Here is a 20,133-nt window from a genome sequence, read left to right as displayed (position 1 = left end):
TCAGCGTAAACGAGACCGTGCCCGCGCTCCACGCCCTCCTAGGCTGGGCGGTCATGCTGCGCTTGTACGACACCGCCACCCGAGAGGTCCGCGAACTCGCGACGCGCGAGCCCGGCACGGTGAGCATCTACCTGTGCGGCCCCACGGTGTACGGCCCGCCCCACCTCGGACACGGTCGGGCCACCCTCGAGTACGACATCTTGCGTCGCTACCTCGAGTGGACGGGGCTCGAGGTCCGGCTCGTGTCGAACATCACCGACATCGAGGACAAGATCATCGAGCGTGCCAAGCGCGAAGATCGCCCCTGGCAAGACATCACGACCAAGTGCGAGCGTGTCTGGTTCGAGGCGATGGACGGCATCGACGTCCAACGGCCCACCGACGTCCCGCACGCCACCGAATACGTCGACCAGATGGTCGAGATGATCGGCCAGCTCCTCGAGCTCGGGCGCGCCTACGACACCGAGGACGGGATCTACCTCTCGGTCGAGACGGTCGAGGGCTATGGCCTGCTCGCGCAGCAGTCACTCGACGACATGCGGTCGGGCGGTGGCGAGCGAGCGGTGTTCGGCGCCGAGTTCAAGCGACACCCGGCCGATTTCGTCCTGTGGAAGTACTCCAAGCCCGACGAGCCGTCGTGGCCGTCGCCGTGGGGTGACGGTCGACCCGGCTGGCACAGCGAGTGCGTCGTGATGAGCCTCGACCTGCTCGGTGAGGGCTTCGACCTGCACTGCGGTGGGCAAGACCTGCGGTTCCCGCACCACGAGAACGAGCGGGCTCAGGCCGTCGCGCTCGGCAAGCGGTTCGCCAACCACTGGATGCACAACGGCTTCGTGGTCGACGCCGAGGGCGAGAAGATGTCGAAGAGCCTCGGCAACGTGTCGAACCTGCTCGACCTGATCGAGCGGTTCGATCCGCGGGCGTACCGCATGGTGCTGCTCCAGTCCCACTACCGCAGCCCGGTCAAGATCACCCAGGACAACATCGATGCCGCCGTCAAGTCGCTGGCGGGTCTCGATGCGTTCGCGGCGCGTACGGCGTCGGTGTCGGCGTCCGAGCCGGATGCCGACGTGCTCGATGCGTTCCGTGGCGCGATGGACGACGATCTCGACACACCGAAGGCGACGGCGCTGTTGTTCGACACCGTTCGTCGTGCGAACGCCGCGCTCGATGCCGGCGACGACGCGGCCGGGCAGCTGGTCGCATCGGCGCTCGAGATCGCGAGCACCTTGGGGATCGCGTTGCGCGGCGCCGACGAGGTGCCCGCCGAGGCGCTCGCGACGGCGGCAGAACTCGACGCCGCTCGTGCCGCGAAGGACTTCGAGACCGCCGACTGTCTCCGTGCGGAGCTGCAGGCCGACGGCTGGACGGTCGAGACGACGAAGGACGGCACGACCCTGCGTCGCTGACGCGGCGAGACGGCCCGCTCCGGCTCAGCCGCCTCCGTCGCCCAGTGGGGCACGGTTGGTGGGGACGTACTCAGCCGTCATGTACGTCGACACGACCGTCATGTCACCGTTGAGTTCGAGACACACGAGATTGAACGTCACACCGAATCCCGTGGACACGTCGCCCGTGTTGTCGGCGGTCGAAACCTCGAAGGTCCGATGGCCGCTCGACTGGTCGAAGTATCCGGTGTCACCGCCGTTGTCGTTCATCCGGATGTACGGGTCGTCATTCACGTAGGTCGAACCGGCCTTCACGATCTGGCAGTTGGAGACGTCGTTGAACCCGTTGTTGACCTCACTCCACACGATGTCGGCGTGCACGATGGCGAGGCCGTCGGCCGGGATGTTGAGACGCACACTGCCGACCGTGGTGCTGTCCGAGTCCAATGCGATGTTCGGGTTGAGGGTCTCGCCGGCGTACGCGGCGCCGGCTTCGTCGAGGATGTCGACCTTGGTGAGGGTGTTGTTCTGCACCTCGTCGCCGGTGATCGTGAACTCGTCGGTGTAGTAGCCGACGACGTCGACGAGGACGTCGACGTTGCCTTGGTTGTTCCAGATCGAGAACCGGTCGCTGTCGTCGAGCTTGACGGTGACGGCGTTCGGGACGGGCGGTTCACCCGGGTACGGGTTGAGGTTCGATGCCGTCGGCGGTGCACCGGCGCCGGGGAAGACCCGCAGGTCGGTTATCGCGCTCGCGCCGAGGGCCGTCACGTTGAGCTGGAGACCGGTCGCGGCAGCAGGGATCGCCGTACCGTCGGCGGCCTTGCAGTTGCCGACGTCGCCGGATGCCGTGACGGTGATCGTGCCGCTCGGTCCGAGCGTGTCGAAGCTGTTGACGCGGTTGGGTGCGTCGCGAGTGTCGAGGATGCGGCACGGGTCGGTCCCGACGAACGTGGCGGCACCCTCCGGGCTGGTGTCGGCGCTGACCATGCTCATGCCGCCGGCGCCGAGGGTGACCGCCACGGCGGCACCGAACGCCGCCCATCCGGACCGGTGGTTCCTCGTGGCCGATGTCGTGGCGGTCGCCGTCGTCGTCGTGGTCGTCGTGGTCTCCATGTCGTCCCTTCGTGTGGATCGCTCGTGTCCGCTGTGGACACCGGTCAACGTATGCGGACCGGTTCGGGTCGTGCTGAGGATTTCTTCGGGGCTTCGCCGGTCGCCGTCGGGGATGCCGCAGTTCGTCGTCACCGGTCCGTAACATTGTCGGGATGTCGACCACGACCGAGACGCCGCCCGGGCTGACGCGCCCGATGCGTCGCGCTCGTCCGTCGCGTTCGGCCACCACGTTGTCGCGACCGCGGATGGGGTATCAGCCCGGCCTCGACGGGCTGCGGGCGCTGTCGGTCGTCGCCGTGATCCTCTACCACGGCGGGTTCTCGTGGATGCACGGCGGCTTCTTCGGCGTCGAGGTGTTCTTCGTCGTCTCGGGCTACCTCATCACGATGCTGCTGATCGAGGAGCACGACAAGACCGGCGGCGTGTCGCTCTCGCAGTTCTGGATCCGGCGTGCACGTCGGCTGTTCCCGGCCCTGTTCACGATGCTCGCCGCGATCGCGGCCTGGACGGCGGTGTTCGGAACCGCCGAGCAGACGTCGCAGCTCCGCAGCGACCTGCCGTGGTCGATCCTCTACGTGAACAACTGGGCCCAGATCGTCGGCGACGTGCCCTACTTCCAGCCGGGTGATCCGCCGCTGCTGCGGCACCTGTGGAGCCTCGCAGTGGAGGAGCAGTGGTACGTCGTGTGGCCACTCGTGTTCACCTTCCTGCTCGCCGGCAAGCGGCCCGATCGGGTGGTGCGGTGGTTGCTCGTCGCGATCGTCGCGGTGATGGCCCTCACGTGGTGGGTACAGCGCGGTGGGCCGACGCCGATCGATGGTCCGATCGGGTTTCTCGACGGCGCCGATCGGGTGAACTTCAACTATCTGTCGACGATCACGCGGTCCGGCGGGCTCCTCATGGGTGCGGCTGCCGCGTTCGTCTGGCGACCGTGGCGATCCGAGGCCGCGTTCCACGCGCCGTCGCGCGGACTCGACATCGCGACCGGGGTCGGGCTGGGGCTGCTCACGTGCTGCTTCGTCGCCGCCGAGCTGACCGCCGACTACCTGTACCCGTGGCTGCTCGCGTTCGTGTCGCTGGTGTCGCTCGTGCTCGTGCTGATCGTCGTGCACCCGGCGTCCGCCGGCACACGGTTCCTGCTGTCGCAGCCGGTGCTCGTCGAGGTCGGCAAGCGGAGCTACGGGTGGTACCTGTGGCACTGGCCGATCTTCGTCCTGATGGGTGCCACGACCGGGCAGTGGTCTCGATTCCTGCCGGCGTTCGTCCTGTCGATCGCGATCGCCGAGGTGAGCTACCGCTTCATCGAAGAACCGGTCCGTCGCGGTGCGCTGGCCGATTGGTGGTCGCGCCAGCGACAGTTCCCGGTCGCCCCCGTCGGGGCACTGAGCGTCGTGCTGCTGGCGCTCGGCGGCTTCTACTGGCAGGTCGACGATTTCGATGTCGCCGCCGGCGGTGACGACGTCGAGTTCGTCCTCGATGCCGCACCGCTCGCGTCGGTGGTGAGCGAAGCCGCCGCTCCCGACGCCACCATGCCCGCCGTTGCGCCCGCCGAGCCGATCGACGTCACGATCGTCGGTGATTCGCAGGCGCACTCGCTCGCCATCAACCTGCCCGACGGGATCGAGGACACCTTCGACATCACCGACCGTGCGCTCGACGGATGCAGTGTGTACGACCACGGGTCGGTTCTGAGCGAACGCACCTCGTTCAGCAACTCGTTCGCCAGCCTGTGTCCGAACTGGTCGGCCTACTGGGGCGAAGGAGCACAGGGCGCCGATGTGGTGCTGGTCGTCCTCGGTGCCTGGGACGTGTTCGACCTACAACAGGACGACGGCACCTATGTGTTCGGAACGCCGGAATGGGACGCGTTGTTCACGGCGAACCTGAACGAGGGGCTCGACGCGATGGCGCCGTCGGGCGCCCGGATGGCGTTGCTCGAGGCAGCGTGCATGCGGCCGGTCGAGGCCGAGGGAGCGGGTGTCCCACCGCTGCCCGAGCGTGCCGACGACGCCCGTGTCGCCCGGGTGAACGATCTGCTGCGGTCGGTCGCCGACGGCCGTGCCGACACGACGTTCGTCGAGGGGCCCGACGAGTGGTGTGCCGACGAGGTGATCGCGACCGATCTCGGGTACCGATGGGACGGTGTGCACGTCTACAAGCCCGGCGCCAACCTGATCTACGAGACGATCGCTCCGAACCTCGTGGCCCTCGCCGGATGACGGTCTCGCGACAAGTTACCCGAGGGTAGACAAACCCGGTTACCCGGGAGTAACTTGGTTCCATGGCCGAATTCTCCATGGAACTCAACGAGGACCAGCTCCAGCTGCAGAAGTGGGTGCACGGGTTCGCAGAAGACGTGATGCGCCCGAACGCCGAGGAGTGGGACGAGCGTGAGGAGTTCCCGTATCCCGTCGTCGAGCAAGCCGCCCAGATCGGGCTCTACGGTTGGGAGTTCATGGCCGAGGCCATGATGAACGACCCGACCGGGCTGACCATGCCGGTCGCAATCGAGGAGCTCTTCTGGGGCGATGCCGGTCTCGGCATGGCGATCATGGGGACGGGCCTCGCCGCTGCCGGTATCGCCGCGTCCGGCACGCCCGAGCAGGTCATGGAATGGGTGCCGCAGTGCTATGGCACGCCCGACAAGATCGCCCTCGGCGCCTTTGCCGCGAGTGAGCCCGACGCCGGTTCCGACGTCGGTGGCTACCGCACGAGCGCCGTCTACGACGAGGCCAACGACGAGTGGGTGCTGAACGGCACCAAGGCCTGGATCACCAACGGTGGCATCGCCGACGTCCACGTCGTGGTCGGCGTCGTCGACCCGTCGCTCGGCTCGAAGGGCCATGCCAGCTTCATCATCCCGCCGGGCACCAAGGGGCTCTCGCAGGGCCAGAAGTACAAGAAGCACGGCATCCGTGCGAGCCACACCGCCGAGGTCGTGCTCGACGACGTCCGTGTTCCGGGCAACTGCCTGCTCGGTGGCAAGGAGAAGCTCGACGAGCGTCTCGCTCGTGTCCGTGAGGGCAAGCCCGGCAACGCCCAGGCCGCCATGCAGACCTTCGAGGCGACCCGCCCGTCGGTCGGCGCACAGGCGCTCGGCATCGCCCGCGCCGCCTACGAGTACTCCCTCGAGTACGCCAAGGAGCGCGAGGCGTTCGGCCGTCCGATCATCATGAACCAGTCGATCGCGTTCATGCTCGCCGACATGGCGACCGAGATCGAGGCGACGCGCGGAATGATCTGGCGGGCCGCTTGGCTCGGCAAGCAGCGCAAGTTCCAGAACGCCGAGGGTTCGATGGCCAAGCTCAAGGCCGGCCGTGTCGCCACGTGGGTGACCGAGCGTGCGATCCAGATCCTCGGTGGGTACGGCTACACCCGTGAGTACCCGGTCGAGCGTTGGCACCGTGACGCCAAGATCCACGACATCTTCGAGGGCACCGAGCAGATCCAGCAGCTCGTGATCTCCCGGGCCATCTCCGGCCTGCGCATCGAGTGATCACGTCGCTCGCCCGACCTCGGCGCCGCTCTCGGATGGCGCCCACACAGTGTGATATCGCCCGCACCCGTCGTGGTGCGGGCGATGTCGTCTTTTCGGTGCTGGTCTGTCACCGTCCTGTTACACGACCACGGCAGGATGCGAGGCAACTCGAGGAGGACACCGCTGATGCTGCCCGAATCACCCCGCCCCGCTGTCAACCCGTCCGACGGGCCCCGGCTCGTCGTCGAGATGGGGGGATCGAATCTCGTCATCCGGTCGACGTTCAATCTCGACCATGCCGACACCGACTCGTTGGTGAGTGCGCTCAACGCCGCCAACGATGCCGACGTCGACGTGGTGATCGACCCGGCGTCGGTCCGGTGCGACGACGCCTTCGCCAGCTTCACCCATCCTCGCCCGATCGACGAGCCCGACTTCGCTCGGCCGGTCGGTGCCGAGTTCGCCGCCGTCGGGATGATCCGGCTGGCGGGGGAGGGGACCTGCTGGACCGTCGACGTGGCCGGCGGTCGTATGTGCCGCACCGACGTCCCCCACGACGTCCGATTCCTCGGCCCCGAGGCGTGGACGCCGATGATCGCCTTGTGCGTGACGCACGATCGACTCGTCGCTCTTACGGCCGACGGCCGTCACATCAGCGAGCGGCGTGCACGTCGCGGGGTCGGCCCCGACGCTCCGCCCCGGCCGCTGCGCGTCGCCTGATGGTTTGACGCGGTCGCTCACCGGGAATCGATCGGTCGTCCGATCGATCTTCCACAGGAGCGACCATGAACATCTTCGAGGCCCTACGCGACGACCACGAGACCCAGCGCCAGCTGGCCGATCTCTTGCTCAAGACCGAAGGCGACAGCGATGGACGACGGGAGTTGTTCGATCGCCTGAAGCGCGAACTCGAGGCGCATGCCGGTGCCGAGGAGCGCTACTTCTACGTGCCGCTGATGGAGCACGATCTCACGCAGGACAAGGCGCGTCACTCGGTGTCCGAGCACAAGGAACTCGACGACTACGTCGAGCAGCTCGAGGAGTACGACATGAGCGGTCCGCAGTGGATCCAGACTGCTCGCGACCTCGCCCACCGTCTCACGCATCACCTCGACGAGGAAGAGCAGGAAGTGTTCCAGGTGGCCGGGAAGGCGCTGACCGAGGACGAGAAGCGTCAGCTCGCCGAGGGGTATCGCGACGACATGGAGCGTCGCCGCGAAACGGTCGGATGATCGCCCGAGTCTCGGACGATCCGCTGCCTCCGCCACAGCCGCCCGCGCGCCCGGAGCCCCCGGAGCCGTATCGTCCCGACCCGGCCCCCGGGCCCGACCGCCCGATCCACCCGGGTCCGTCGCCATCGCCGCCACCGAGTCCGCCGCCGACGGAACCGTTCCGGCCGGCACCGGTCCGACCGTGATCGCCGAGGCGGCGAACGTCCCCGAGTGGGAGATCGCAGTCCGACTCCTCGTCGCCAGCGTGATCGGTGGTTCGCTCGGACTCCAACGAGAGCACCACGGACAGCCCGCCGGGCTCCGGACGCACATGCTCCTGTCGCTCGGTGCAGCGTTGTTCGCCGTTGTTTCCGTCGCAGGGTTCGACGGTTTCATCGTCGACGACCGGTCGGCGACAAATGTGGTCGTCGACCCGGGCCGCATCGCGTCGTACGTCGCTGCCGGTGTCGGCTTCATCGGCGGCGGGACGATCTTGAAGCGGGAACGAGAGGGTGAGGTCAAGGGGCTGACCACCGCTGCGTCGCTGTGGGTCGCCGCCGCGATCGGTGTCGCGTGCGGGCTCGGATTGTGGATCGCTCCACTGGTTGCCGCCGCCATCGCGCTGATCTCGCTCGCCGTGCTGCACCCACTCTCGAAGCGGATCGGCGACCAGTGACCGGCGACTGATTCGACGCCGTGCGTGGGGCGGGCGGCTGGCATCGGTACATTCGCTGCCGTGTCAGGAGTCGACGGCTCGCGTGGGTGAGAAGAAGAAGGCCTCGAAGCCAGCTGTCGCTGGAATCGGTGACGGCAACCCGAGCTGGGCGGTTCGGCCGTCACCCGTCCACGGTCGGGGCGTGTTCGCCACGCGCAAGATCCAGGCCGACGAGGTCGTGCACGTTGCTCCGGTCCTGCTGTTCTCCGACGAGGAGTACGAGTCGCTGGCCGAGACGCTGCTCGTCGACTACGTGTTCGAATGGCACGAGGGCGGGGTGGCACTCGCCCTCGGTGTGGGTGGGCTGTTCAACCACGATCCGGACGCGAACCTCCGGTACGAGTTGTGCGACGACGGGGATCCGGCGAAGCCGGCGCACGTGTACGTGGCCGAGCGGACGATCAAGAAGGGCGAGGAGCTGTGCATCAACTACGGCGACGACTACGCCGAGTGGCACGGCTGGCTGTAGCGCTCGACGACGTGCAGCCACGATGAACGCAGGCACGGCGAGCCCGGGCACGATGATCCCGGGCGCGCTCGTGGCGGGGCGGCTCGAAGCCGCCCCGCCACGCGAACGCTGATCGGGTCGTCAGCGGATCATTCGTCGGCGTCACCGTCGTCCGGGTCGCCGTCGAGCTCGTCCTCGACCTCGTCGACACCGTCCTCGACGTCGTTCTCGGCGTCGTTGACGTCCTCCTCGACATCCTGTTCGACGTCGTCGTCGATGCCGTCGCCATCGTCTTCGCAGGCAGTGAGGCCACCGAGGGCCAACACGCCGGTGACGGCGAGTGCAGAAGTACGGCGGGTGATGCGGTTCATGTCCGGGGTTCTCCTTTGCTGTCACATCGTCGTGACGTCGGATCCGGTACCCGGTCACCGCCGGCGTGAAGCCACGTCGCGGCGCAATCACGCTGTCGGGTGACGCCGCCACCCAGCTCAGGCGACGCGAAGCCCCACCGTCACACGGTCGCCGTCACCGATCCCCTCGGCCCGCCTCACGGCTGCTTTGAGTGGCAGGATGAACGACTCGGCTCTGCGATCGGGGAACACCGAGGTCGACCAGGTCGTCGATCCGATCGTGGCTTCGACCCGCACCGATCCGAAGCCCACCTTGGCGTCGGGGGCGTGGTCGTCGATCTCGTCGGAGAGATCGAACGGGAGCGTCACGAAACGCCAGGAGCCGTTTTCGGCGACCCAGACCTCGGCGTCGAAGCGATGCTCGATCATCACCGCAGTCTGCCAAGCCCCGTTGATCGCTGCTGACTTGGCGTTCGCCGATGGCCCCGACGTACGGTCGGCCGGGTGCGTGAGCTGATCGGGAAACTGTCGTACGAGCGGCAGATCCTGATCGTCTACATCCTGGCGGTCTTCATCACGGTGATCGACGGGACGATGGTGAATGTCGCCTTGCCCACGATGGCCGACGAGTTCGGCGTCGCCGCGAACGAGGCGGAGTGGGTCGCGGTCGGCTACCTGCTGGCGGTGGCAGCGGTGATCCCGGCCGCCGGCTGGTTGGGGGACCGGTTCGGCTCGAAGCGGGTGTTCGTCTCCGCATTGGCGTGGTTCACCGTCTGGTCGGTCGTGTGCGGACTCGCCCGGACGCTCGATCAGCTCGTCGTGTTCCGCGTGGCGCAGGGGCTGGGCGGCGGCGTCCTCGTCCCGATCGGGTCGGCGATCGTGTTCCGTGCCTTCCCGCTCGAGCGTCGAGCCAGCGCCGCGTCCGCCGTCCTGAGTGTTGCGGTGGTGGGCCCGGCGCTCGGACCGCTGCTCGGGGGCCTGCTCGTCGACAACCTCTCCTGGCACTGGATCTTCTTCATCAACCTGCCGATCGGGTCGCTCGGGGTGCTGTTCGCCTGGATGGTGCTCAGGGAGGAGCGCGACGACGACGCCGGGTCGCTCGATCTCGCCGGTCTGATCCTGAGCGCTGGTTCGGTGAGCGTGCTGGTCTACACCCTGTCGGTCGGGCCCGAGCGCGGTTGGGCCTCACCCGAAGTGATCGGTTTGGGGGTGGCCGGTGTCGCGATGTTGCTGGCGATGATCTGGGTCGAGACGCACCGCAACCGGCCCATGCTGGCGCTGTCGCTGTTCCGGGATCACCACTTCCGCGTCGTCAACATCTCCGCCTCCATGTTGTACGCCGGGTTCTTCGGGCAGATCCTCGTGCTGCCGATCTACCTGCAATCACTGCGCGGGTATTCGGCCTCGACGAGCGGGTTGATCGCCGCGACGACACCGGTCGGCGTGTTCGTCGTCTCGAATCTGTTCGGGCGGCGTTCGTACGCCCGGTTCGGGCCGCGAGCGCTGATGTCGGTGGCAGGGCTCGCCGGAGGTCTGATCTCGTGTTCGTATGTCTTCGTCGGCCTGGACACGTCGCTGTGGGTGCTCGCGGCCATGGGGTTTGCGCGGGGCCTCGCCATGGGGTTTGTGTTCATCGCGATCCAGACCTCGGTGTACGCGACGGTCTCGATCGCCGACACGGCGCGGGCCGCGTCGGTGTTCAACACACAGCGGCAGGTGGCGTACGCGTCGGGAGCGGCGTTGGGCGCGACCGTGCTGACGGGTGGGCTGCAGGGGATGTCGGACTCGGCCTCGCTCGTCGATCAGTTGCCGCCGTACCAGTGGTCGTTTCTCGCGGTCGGCGTCGTGATGCTGCCGGCGGTGTTCACGGCTCGCTGGATCCGAGACGACGACGTCGACGCGACGCGAGCGCGGATCACGACCGGCGGTCGCTGACAGCCGCTAGGACCGGGTGCGGCGCGACTCGGACCAGGTCAGACCCTGTTCGACGTTGATGTCGCGCGGGAGACCGAGCACCTGCTCGGCGATGATGTTGCGCTGGACGGCAAAGGTGCCTCCGCCGAGGGTGAGTGCCGGAGCGAACAGATAGCCGTAGTGCCAGATCGGCTCGACGTCGGGATAGTGCGAGGTCTCCCTGGTGAAGTTGACCTCGGTCGGTCCGCCGGTCGAACCCGACGGGAGGTCGCCGCTCGGTCCGGATCCGGCGATCATGCCGTCGGCGCCCGCGAGTGACTTCGCCAACTCCATCACGACCTGACCTTGCTCGTCACCGATCACCTTCTGGATCGATGCCTCGACGCCGGGGGTCTTGCCCTGGAGGCGGGCGGACAGGGTGCGGAGGCGGCTCAGGCGGAGCACCTCGGCTTCGATGTGGAGCTGGGCGAAACGCTGTCGCGCGATCGGGTCGTCGAGACCACCGTTCTGACGGACGAGGTCGAGGAGCTGGTCGGCGCTGGGGCCGACTCCCCAGAGCGAGCCCGCCGACGAGAGCGACACACGTTCGTTGGCGAGGGTGACCTTGGCGAGGCGCCAGCCGTCGCCTTCGTTCCCGACGAGGTACTTCGCCGGGAGCCTGACGTTGTCGAAGAACGTCTGGTTGAACGAGTGGGCTGTCGTCATGTCGACGATCGGCTGGAGCTCGATGCCGGGCAGGTCCATCGGCACGATGAAGTAGGAGATGCCCTTGTGTTTGGGGACGTCGGGGTCGGTGCGGGCGATCAGGATGCCATACTGCGAGTGATGGCCGCCCGAGGTCCAGATCTTGGAGCCGTTGATGATGTACTCGTCGCCGTCTCGGACCGCACGTGTGCCGAGGTTGGCGAGGTCGGAACCGGCGTCGGGTTCGGAGAAGAGCTGGCACCAGATCTCGTCGCCGCTGAAGATCTTGGGAAGGAATCGCTCCTTCTGCCAGTCGGATCCGGCGAGGTAGATCGTCGGTGCAGCCCAGCCGACGCCGATCGCATTCGTCGACGACGAGGTGCGGACCACGCCGCCGCGTTTCAGCTCGTCGTCGATGATGAGCTGGTGCATCGGGTCGGCGTTCAAGCCGTACGGTTCGGGCCAGTGGGGGACGATGTAGCCGGCCTCGTGGAGGTCGGCATTGGTCGGGTCGGGGTTCGCCTCCAGCCACTCGCGGACGGCGAGACGGCGAGGATCGTCCTCGGCGGGCATGTCGAAGTCCATCAGCGGTCTCCTCGGGGGGATGGGCCGGAGGTCGCGCCGCCGGCAAAGGCCTGAGCTTTCGACATCCAATCCTGGGCCGCCTCACCGGTGATGACCAGATCGGTGTCGGACGGATGCCGTCGTTGTGTCACGACGAGACAGAAGTCGATCGCCGGCCCGGTGATCGTGTCGGCGTCGTCGGCGTCGGCGTCGTTCCAGTGCCAGATCTCGCCGGACGGTGCCGTCAAGGTGACGGCGACGGGTCGCTCGGGCGGCTGTTCGCCTCGCACCAGATAGCTCCAGCCGCGTGTGATGACGCCGAGTTGTGCGATGTGGCGTACCCGGTCGGTGGCGGGGCGCTCGACGCCGACGGTGTCGCAGATGTCCTGACCGTGGGCCCACACCTCCATGAGTCGTGCGGTGAGGAACGACTTGGAACCCATCGAGGGGCCGTACCACTCGACTCGTGTCGAGTCGTCGAGGGTGCGGCCCGCCTCTTCGAGTTCGGCGCGGCGGCGTCGCCACTCGGCGAGTTGGGCGTCGGGCGCGAGCGATCGGAAGTGGCCGAGTGTCGCTTCGTCGACCGCGAGTTCGTCGGTCATCGAGGCCACGAGCTCATCTCGATGTGCCGTGAACCCGTCGGCGTCACGGATGGCGAGCGCGGCGGTGGTGTCGAAGTAGGTCAGGTGGCCGACCTGGTCGGCGATCGACCAGCGCGGGGACGGTGTCGGCAGCGACCACTGCTCGGGGTCGAGGGGAGCAACGACCTCGTCGAGCGCTGCCTGTTCGGCGACGAGATCGTCGAGTACGGAGTGCACGTCCATCGGCGGCGACCGTAGCAACGGCCGTCCGTCGACGACGATGCCGGGCACGACCTCGGTCGTGGTGATGTTTTCCAGCACGTGGTGAATCGTCTCGGTGTCCGGGTCCGGGGGTGTGTTGGAGCACGTGGTGAATCGTCTCGGTGTCCGGGTCCGGGGGTGTGTTGGAGCACGTGGTGAATCGTCTCAGCGGGACTCGGCATGGGTCGAGACGATTGACCACGCCGAGTCGGTCGTGGTGAGACGATTCACCAGGAACGTCGTCCTGTGCCGGTGAGACGATTCACCACGTGCGGGAAACGACCCCCCCCGACAACACAACCGGTCGAGCGGACCGAGCCGCCGCCCCTCTCCGGAACCGTGTGACACCCATTCATCACACTGGTCACATGAACCCGCCGCTGCTCGCCCGAACCTCGCAGCCGGACCGTCAGGACCGGAGCCACTGTCGTGTCGAGGACGACCGAGAGATCCATCCCTGCCCCATGTGCGGCGTCGACGTCGAACGGTACCTCTACGCCCCTGGCCGTTCCCGTGTGTATTGCACCAACGCCTGCCGACAGCGCGCCTACCGCTGGCGCAGAGCGAACGGCGTGCGGTTGTGCGTCGACCGCACCGGCCCCACGGTGCGGATGATCAACCAGAAGTCTCACGCACTGCGAGACAGCCGAGACCCAGTGGGCGATGTTCGCGACCGCCGCCGACGGCAGGTGGCGGTCTGCGGCGCCTACGCCGGCGCGGTGTATCCCGACCACGTCTCCCACACCAACTTCGTCCCCGACCACCCGTTCTCCTGCGAACGTTGCGCCGATCTGGTGGGAGCGAGTGAGCCGTATCACGGCATTCCCGAGCGGCTGATGGGCATCGTCACGTTCCCACCGAGGAGCGAACGCGATCGAGCCGCTCCGGTTGGATGGCGACAGTGGTCGATCAATTAGGTTCGCCGCGGTGGAGACCCAGACATGAGTGTCATCCGGTCCAAGCTCGACACCAGGTCCGACGACTACCGGGCGAACCGGCAGGCCATGGAAACCTTGTGGGCCGACGTCGAGGAGCAACTCACCTCGGTCCCGTCGATCGGCGGGCAGCGCTACGTCGACCGTCACCGGAGCCGCGGCAAGATGCTCGCTCGCGAGCGCGTCGAACAGCTCGTCGACCCCGACACCCCGCTGCTCGAACTCAGCCCGCTCGCCGGCTGGGGGAGCGAGTTCCCGATCGGTGCCGGGAGCGTGAACGCAATCGGCGTCGTCGAGGGCGTCGAGTGCGCGATCACAGCGAGCGACATGACGTATCGCGGTGGCTCGATGAACCCGCGATCGGTCGACAAGGGCGAACGATTCCGCGAGATCATCCGCCAGAACCGCCTCCCGTGGATCAATCTGATCGAATCGGCCGGTGCCGACCTCCCGCATCAGGCCGACATCTTCATTCGCGGCGGTGCGGGATTCCGCGATCAGACGCAGTTCTCTCGGGAAGGCATCCCCACGATCACCGCCGCCTTCGGACCGAACACCGCCGGTGGCGCCTATGTGCCCGGCATGAGCGACTACACGGTCTTCGTCAAAGAACGAGGCACCGCCTACCTCGGTGGCCCGCCGCTCGTGAAGATGGCGATCGACGAGATCGTCGACGAGGAAACCCTCGGCGGTGCCGAGATGCACAGTCGCACGAGCGGTCTCTCCGACTACCTCGCCCACGACGAGATGGACGCACTGCGCATCACGCGCGACATCGTCCGCCACCTCCGTTGGCGCAAGCTCGGTCCCGGCCCCTCCGAACCGGCCGACGACCCCCTCTACGACCCAGCTGACCTGATCGGCTGTGCGTCTGCCGATGTTCGGATCCCGTTCGACATCCGGGAGATCTACGCCCGCGTCCTCGACGGCTCACGTTTCGAGGAGTTCAAACCGCTCTACGGCGACAAGCTGGTCTGCGGCTGGGGCTCTGTCCACGGCTTCCCCGTCGGCTTCATCGGCAACAACGGCATCCTGTTCGCCGAGGAAGCCAAGAAAGGCGCCCAGTTCGTCCAACTGTGCAACCGCACCGACACCCCGTTGGTGTTCCTCCACAACATCACCGGGTTCATGGTCGGCTCCAAGTCCGAGCAGGGCGGCATCATCCGCAACGGGGCCAAGCTCATCAACGCCGTCTCGAACAGCGACGTCCCGCACTTCTGCCTGATGGTCGGAGCGTCGTACGGCGCCGGCAACTATGGCATGGCGGGCAAGGCCTACAACCCCCGCTTCCTGTTCTCCTGGCCGAACCACAAGATCGCCGTGATGGGCGGCCGCCAGCTGGCCGGCGTCATGGACATCGTGGCGCGCAACGCCGCCGCCGGCCGCGGGATCGAGGTCGACGAAGCCCAGCTGACTGCCCAGAAAGAAGCCCTCGAGGCGCAGATCGAAGGCGAGTCGTCGGCCCTGTTCGCCACGGGCCGTGTCTGGGACGACGGCATCATCCACCCGAACGACACCCGCACGGTCCTCGGTCTCGCCCTGTCGGCGGCCCACAGCAACGTCGTCGCCGGCACCTCCGAGTACGGCGTCTGGAGGCACTGACCATGCACCGCATCGACCGTCTCCTGATCGCCAACCGCGGCGAGATCGCCTGCCGGATCGCTCGCACGGCGCGCCGACTCGGTATCGAGACCGTGGGCGTCTACTCCGACCCCGACCGGGACGCGCTCCACACCGACGCCGTCGACATCGCGATCGCCCTGGGTGGATCGACGCCGGCGGAGTCGTACTTGCGCGGTGATGCCATCATCGACATCGCCCGCCGTACCGGCGCCGACGCCGTCCACCCCGGCTACGGCTTCCTCGCCGAGAACGCCGAGTTCGCCGAAGCCGTCGCCGCGGCCGGCCTCGTCTGGGTCGGTCCCACACCCGACCAGATCCGTCTCCTCGGCGACAAGGTCGCCGCGAAACAGGCAGCCGTCGACGCCGGGGTCCCGACCACACCGATCATCGAGGTCGGCGAGGGCGAGGTGCCGTCCGACGTCTCGATGCCCGCCCTCGTCAAAGCGGCCGCCGGTGGCGGCGGCCGTGGCATGCGCATCGTCCACGACGCATCGGAGTTGGCGGACGCGATCGAGTCGGCCACACGCGAAGCGCAAGCCGCCTTCGGTGACGGCACCGTCTTCATCGAGCCCTACCTCGAGCGCGGCCGCCACATCGAAGTCCAGATCATGGGCGATGCGCACGGCAACGTCATCCACCTGCACGAGCGCGACTGCTCGGTGCAGCGACGGAATCAGAAAGTGATCGAGGAGGCGCCCGCTCCGGCACTCGACGACACCGTCCGCCGACGATTGCACGACGGCGCCGTTGCGCTGGCGCGGCACGTCGGCTACCAGAACGCCGGCACGGTCGAGTTCCTGGTCGGCGACGACGGCACCATCACCTTTCTCGAGGTCAACACCAGGCTCCAGGTCGAACACCCGGTCACCGAAGCCATCACCGGACTCGACCTCGTCGAGCTCCAGCTCAGAGTCGCATCCGGCCTGCCGCTCGGCCTCGGGCAAGACGACGTCACGGTCTCCGGCCATGCCATCGAGCTCCGCCTCGTGGCCGAAGACCCGACGTCGGACTGGCTGCCGTCGGTCGGCACGATCGACCGCTTCCACATCGACGCCCCCGACGGCATGCGTGTCGACACCGGCTTCCGCGCCGGCTCGACGGTGTCGTCCGACTACGACTCGTTGCTCGCGAAGGTCATCGACCACGCCGACGATCGAACGACCGTCTGTCGCCGTCTCGCCACGGCGATGCGGACCGCCGAGGTCGCCGGCGTCGCCACCGACGCGAACGCACTCGCGGCGATCCTCGCCGAGCCCGACTTCGTGGCTGGTGGTGTGCCGACCGCGTATCTCACCGAACACCCCGATGTGGAAGGTGCCGGCGGCCCCGAGGGCGAGGCGCTCCACGCCCACCTCATCGCCGCTGCCATCCACGAACAGACGGCGAACCGGGTGGCCAACGGTGTCACCGGGTTCGCTCCGGCCGGCTGGCGCAACCTGCCCACCCGCGGTCAACGTCGCACCTACGAGCGCGGCACCACGAGCCACTCCGTCGAGCACGCAGTCGGTACGGCGTCATCGGCACCGTTCCTGCTCGGGCCCTGGCCCGAAGCCGGTGCCGACGGCGTCCTGCCGCCCGACGAACGCGAATCGATCGACGTCACGACGATCGACGTGACCGTCGGCGACGACGTCACCGGTGGCCGGGTGGTGTTCGAGGCAGCGGGCCGCCGATGGTCGGCGACCGTCCACGACGACGGGCACCGCGTGAGCGTCGGCAGTCGCGCCGGCTGGACCGAGTTCATGCGCCCTGCGCGCTTCGTCGTGCCCGACGATGCCGCCGCAGCCGGCGGCCCCGTCTGCCCGCTCCCCGGCACGGTGATCGCCGTCCACGTCGCCGACGGTGACCACGTCGACGAGGGGCAACTCCTGATGGTCGTCGAGGCGATGAAGATGGAACACAAGATCACCGCCGGCGCCGCCGCCACGGTGACCGACGTGCGCTTCGCCGTGGGCGACCGTGTCGACGCCGGCGACCTGCTCGTTGCGCTCGACGTAACCGAGTCCTGACTCCGATTTGGACCGACCGACCCTCCGATTGCGAAACTGCCCCGCATGACCCTCGCCAGCACCCCCCTCAGCATCCGCCGCGAGCGCACGCTCGCCGACCTCGTTCCGCACAGCCGCGCGACCGACGCCGTCCTCGTCGTCGGTTTCGCCCTGCTCACGGCGCTCGCCGCCCAGATCTCGATCCCGCTCGGATTCACACCGGTGCCCGTCACCGGCCAGACGTTCGCCGTCCTGCTCGCCGGTGGCACGCTCGGCGCAGTGCGTGGCATGGCGTCGCAGGGCCTGTACGTGGCGCTCGGCGCGATCGGTCTCCCGTTCTACGCCGACGGTGACGGCGGCTGGACCGCTGCGACCGGTTCGACGGCGGGCTACCTCGTCGGATTCGTCATCGCCGCGGGCGTCGTCGGCCTCCTCGCCGAGCGGGGTCAGGATCGCCGCATCTCGACCGCCATCCCGGCGTTTCTCGCCGGCACCGTCATCATTTACAGCCTCGGCGCCGGCTGGCTGGCCCACTCACTCGGCATCCCCGTGACCGCCGCCGCCGGCGAGCCCAGCGCCGTGGCGTACGGCGTCGCCCCGTTCATCGTCGCCGACGTCGCCAAGGCGGCGCTCGCCGGCGTCCTCCTCCCGACGGCCTGGCAGCTGTTCGGGACCGAACCCCAGGACGAACTCGACTCATGACACGACCGGTCCGCATCGCCAACTGTTCGGGATTCTTCGGAGACCGTCTCTCCGGGGCCGAGGAGATGGTCGAGGGCGGACCGATCGACGTCCTCACCGGCGACTGGCTCGCCGAACTCACGATGCTCATCCTGAGCCGGATCCGCACGAAGCGACCGGGCGGCGGATTCGCGTCGACCTTCGTCACCCAAATGGACCAGGTGATGGGCCGGTGCCTCGACCGCGGCATCAAGGTCGTCTCCAACGCCGGCGGGCTCGATCCGGCCGGCTGCGCCGAGGCCGTCCATGAGGTCGCCGACCGGCTCGGCCTGTCGCCGACGATCGCCTACGTCGACGGAGACGACCTGATGCCACGGCTCGGTGACCTCGCCGCATCCGGGGCGATCCGGCCGTTCGACGACGGTGTCGCCGAACAGATCGGTGATCTCGACCAGGCCCTGACCGCGAACGCCTATCTCGGGTGCTGGGGCATCGTCGATGCCCTCGACCGAGGTGCCGACATCGTGATCACCGGTCGCGTCACCGACGCCGCCGTCACGTGTGGCCCGGCCGCCTGGCACCACGGCTGGCGACGCGACGACTGGGACGCCCTCGCCGGCGCGGTCGTGGCCGGCCACGTGATCGAGTGTTCGGCGCAGGCGACTGGTGGCAACTACTCGTTCTTCACCGAGGTGCCCGGCATGGAGCGGCTCGGTTTCCCGTGGGCCGAGATCGCCGCTGACGGGTCGTGCGTGATCGGCAAGCACGACGACACCGGCGGCCAGGTCTCCATCGGCACGGTGACGTCGCAACTGCTCTACGAGATCGGCGGCCCCCGCTACCTCGGACCCGACGTCACGGCACGGTTCGACACGATCGCCCTCGAGCAGGTCGAACCCGACCGGGTCCGCATCTCCGGCACCACCGGTGAGCCCCCGCCGCCCACGCTGAAGGTCGCGACGAACGAACTCGGCGGCTACCGGAACTCGGTCGCGATCGCGCTCACGGGTCTCGATATCGAGGCCAAGGCCGAGGTCGTCGAGGCGGCGTTCTGGCGAGCCTGCCCGTTCGGCCCCGACGACTTCGCGAGCGTCGACACCCGCCTCATCCGCACCGACCACGACGACCCGACCTCGAACGAGGCAGCCACTGCACAACTCCGGATCACGGTGAAGGACCCCGACGAGCGCAAGGTGGGTCGCGCCTTCTCGAACGCTTTCGTCGAGACGGCACTCGCCAGCATCCCTGGTCTGTACGGTCTGGGCGGTGGCCCATCGGCGGCGAGCCCGTACGGGGTCTATCGCCCGGCCACCGTGCCGGCCGACCTGGTGCCGGCCTACGTCCACGTGTCCGGCGAGACCCACCAGATCGACAGCTCCGCGCCGTCCACCGGCTCCGATCAGGCCGAACCCGATGCCGATCACGCGGCCGACGCCGCGCCGCCGGCGCCGTTCCGCCCGGCGGGCGACACAAAACGGGTCCCACTCGGCTCGATCGTGGGTGCTCGCTCGGGCGACAAGGGAGGCAACGCCAACGTCGGCGTGTTCACCCGCAGTGACGCCGCGTACGACTGGCTCACCGGCTACCTGACGGTGGAGCGGCTCCGTGAGCTCCTCCCCGAAACGGCCGACCTGCACATCGATCGTTACGACCTCCCCAACATTCGATCGATCAACTTCATGGTGCGCGGCCTGCTGCAGGAAGGTGTGGCTGCATCGACCCGGATCGACGCCCAGGCCAAGAGCCTGGGGGAGTGGCTCCGAGCTCGGTACGTCGACGTCCCGGCCGAACTGCTCACCTGATGCGCTGGGTCGTCGACGGCAACAATGTCTTCGGCTCCCGACCCGACGGCTGGTGGAACGACCGGCCGGCGGCCCAACAACGACTTGCGCAACGCACCGCCGAGTGGTGTCGCACGCACGACGACGAGGTGCTCCTCGTGTTCGACGCGCCGCTCGCCGACGAGACCGCCCGACTCGCCGGCGGCAACCTGACGATCGTCGAGTCGAGCCGTCGCGGTCGGGACGCCGCCGACCACGAGATCGTCGAACGTCTCGCCGATCTCGAGCACGCCGGCGACACCGCCGACGTACGCGTGATTACCTCGGACAAGGGACTCCGGGAGCGGGTGCCGGTGTGGGCGTCGGTGTGGGGCGTCGGCCGCTTCCGCGACCTGATCGGCTACTGACGGTCGAT

At 68.0% G+C, this 20,133-nt stretch carries 19 protein-coding genes; 14 read left to right on the top strand and 5 right to left on the bottom strand.

Going from position 1 to position 20,133, the window contains the following annotated elements; translation table 11 throughout:
- The first annotated feature begins 53 nt into the window (after positions 1-53).
- Positions 54-1,409 (top strand): cysteine--tRNA ligase, encoded by a 1,356-nt coding sequence (gene cysS, locus BDK89_RS16320; RefSeq protein WP_166657633.1) that lies wholly within the window; start codon positions 54-56, stop codon positions 1,407-1,409.
- Positions 1,410-1,433: 24 nt separating this feature from the next.
- Here the strand turns inward: cysS and BDK89_RS16315 are convergent, their stop codons facing one another.
- A complete protein-coding gene (locus tag BDK89_RS16315) occupies positions 1,434-2,504 on the bottom strand; it encodes a hypothetical protein (RefSeq protein WP_133869963.1) in 1,071 nt (356 codons plus the stop codon).
- 152 nt (positions 2,505-2,656) lie between these two features.
- Between BDK89_RS16315 and BDK89_RS16310 the strand changes: the two genes are divergently transcribed.
- The 6 genes from BDK89_RS16310 (at position 2,657) to BDK89_RS16285 (ending at position 8,377) form a co-directional block, all read left to right on the top strand.
- Entirely contained in the window at positions 2,657-4,723 is a 2,067-nt protein-coding gene (locus BDK89_RS16310) for an acyltransferase family protein (protein WP_133869962.1), read from the top strand.
- A gap of 62 nt (positions 4,724-4,785) precedes the next feature.
- Positions 4,786-6,000, top strand: a complete 1,215-nt coding sequence (locus tag BDK89_RS16305; protein WP_133869961.1) for an acyl-CoA dehydrogenase family protein — start codon at positions 4,786-4,788, stop codon at positions 5,998-6,000.
- 168 nt (positions 6,001-6,168) lie between these two features.
- The gene (locus BDK89_RS16300; RefSeq protein ID WP_133869960.1) at positions 6,169-6,702 is read left to right on the top strand and encodes a hypothetical protein; all 534 of its coding nucleotides are present in this window, start codon (positions 6,169-6,171) and stop codon (positions 6,700-6,702) included.
- A gap of 65 nt (positions 6,703-6,767) precedes the next feature.
- Entirely contained in the window at positions 6,768-7,214 is a 447-nt protein-coding gene (locus tag BDK89_RS16295; RefSeq protein ID WP_133869959.1) for a hemerythrin domain-containing protein, read from the top strand.
- Positions 7,215-7,395: 181 nt separating this feature from the next.
- Positions 7,396-7,869, top strand: coding sequence for an MgtC/SapB family protein (locus BDK89_RS16290; protein ID WP_166657632.1), 474 nt, complete (start codon positions 7,396-7,398; stop codon positions 7,867-7,869).
- A gap of 181 nt (positions 7,870-8,050) precedes the next feature.
- Positions 8,051-8,377, top strand: a complete 327-nt coding sequence (locus BDK89_RS16285) for an SET domain-containing protein-lysine N-methyltransferase (protein ID WP_166657631.1) — start codon at positions 8,051-8,053, stop codon at positions 8,375-8,377.
- A 128-nt stretch (positions 8,378-8,505) separates the two neighbouring features.
- Here the strand turns inward: BDK89_RS16285 and BDK89_RS16280 are convergent, their stop codons facing one another.
- Positions 8,506-8,727, bottom strand: a complete 222-nt coding sequence (locus BDK89_RS16280; protein ID WP_133869956.1) for a hypothetical protein — start codon at positions 8,725-8,727, stop codon at positions 8,506-8,508.
- A 117-nt stretch (positions 8,728-8,844) separates the two neighbouring features.
- Positions 8,845-9,135, bottom strand: coding sequence for a DUF1905 domain-containing protein (locus BDK89_RS16275; protein WP_133869955.1), 291 nt, complete (start codon positions 9,133-9,135; stop codon positions 8,845-8,847).
- A gap of 75 nt (positions 9,136-9,210) precedes the next feature.
- Here BDK89_RS16275 and BDK89_RS16270 point away from each other — a divergent pair, with 75 nt between their 5' ends.
- Positions 9,211-10,641 carry a DHA2 family efflux MFS transporter permease subunit gene (locus BDK89_RS16270; protein WP_133869954.1) on the top strand — a complete coding sequence of 477 codons (1,431 nt, stop codon included), beginning with the start codon at positions 9,211-9,213 and terminating at the stop codon, positions 10,639-10,641.
- Between the two features lie 6 nt (positions 10,642-10,647).
- Here BDK89_RS16270 and BDK89_RS16265 read toward each other — a convergent pair whose 3' ends face one another.
- Together BDK89_RS16265 and BDK89_RS16260 are read right to left on the bottom strand one after the other, a co-directional pair.
- A complete protein-coding gene (locus BDK89_RS16265; RefSeq protein WP_133869953.1) occupies positions 10,648-11,889 on the bottom strand; it encodes an acyl-CoA dehydrogenase family protein in 1,242 nt (413 codons plus the stop codon).
- Positions 11,889-12,770 (bottom strand): TIGR03084 family metal-binding protein, encoded by an 882-nt coding sequence (locus BDK89_RS16260; RefSeq protein WP_243839195.1) that lies wholly within the window; start codon positions 12,768-12,770, stop codon positions 11,889-11,891. Before BDK89_RS16260 ends, BDK89_RS16265 begins: the two co-directional genes overlap by 1 nt.
- A 308-nt stretch (positions 12,771-13,078) precedes the next feature.
- Between BDK89_RS16260 and BDK89_RS16255 the strand changes: the two genes are divergently transcribed.
- The 6 genes from BDK89_RS16255 to BDK89_RS16230 are packed head-to-tail and all read left to right on the top strand — an operon-like array spanning position 13,079 to position 20,125.
- Entirely contained in the window at positions 13,079-13,627 is a 549-nt protein-coding gene (locus BDK89_RS16255; RefSeq protein ID WP_133869952.1) for a hypothetical protein, read from the top strand.
- A gap of 24 nt (positions 13,628-13,651) precedes the next feature.
- A complete protein-coding gene (locus BDK89_RS16250; protein WP_133869951.1) occupies positions 13,652-15,247 on the top strand; it encodes an acyl-CoA carboxylase subunit beta in 1,596 nt (531 codons plus the stop codon).
- Between the two features lie 2 nt (positions 15,248-15,249).
- Positions 15,250-17,277 carry an ATP-binding protein gene (locus BDK89_RS16245; protein WP_133869950.1) on the top strand — a complete coding sequence of 676 codons (2,028 nt, stop codon included), beginning with the start codon at positions 15,250-15,252 and terminating at the stop codon, positions 17,275-17,277.
- Between the two features lie 45 nt (positions 17,278-17,322).
- Positions 17,323-17,958 (top strand): biotin transporter BioY, encoded by a 636-nt coding sequence (locus tag BDK89_RS16240; RefSeq protein ID WP_133869949.1) that lies wholly within the window; start codon positions 17,323-17,325, stop codon positions 17,956-17,958.
- Positions 17,955-19,739, top strand: a complete 1,785-nt coding sequence (locus BDK89_RS16235) for an acyclic terpene utilization AtuA family protein (protein ID WP_133869948.1) — start codon at positions 17,955-17,957, stop codon at positions 19,737-19,739. The genes BDK89_RS16240 and BDK89_RS16235 overlap by 4 nt, the downstream gene beginning before the upstream one ends.
- The gene (locus tag BDK89_RS16230) at positions 19,739-20,125 is read left to right on the top strand and encodes an NYN domain-containing protein (protein ID WP_133869947.1); all 387 of its coding nucleotides are present in this window, start codon (positions 19,739-19,741) and stop codon (positions 20,123-20,125) included. The genes BDK89_RS16235 and BDK89_RS16230 overlap by 1 nt, the downstream gene beginning before the upstream one ends.
- Positions 20,126-20,133 lie beyond the last annotated feature (8 nt).

This window comes from Ilumatobacter fluminis, from assembly GCF_004364865.1.
Lineage (GTDB): Bacteria > Actinomycetota > Acidimicrobiia > Acidimicrobiales > Ilumatobacteraceae > Ilumatobacter > Ilumatobacter fluminis.
This window is presented reverse-complemented; position numbering and strand designations above follow the sequence as displayed.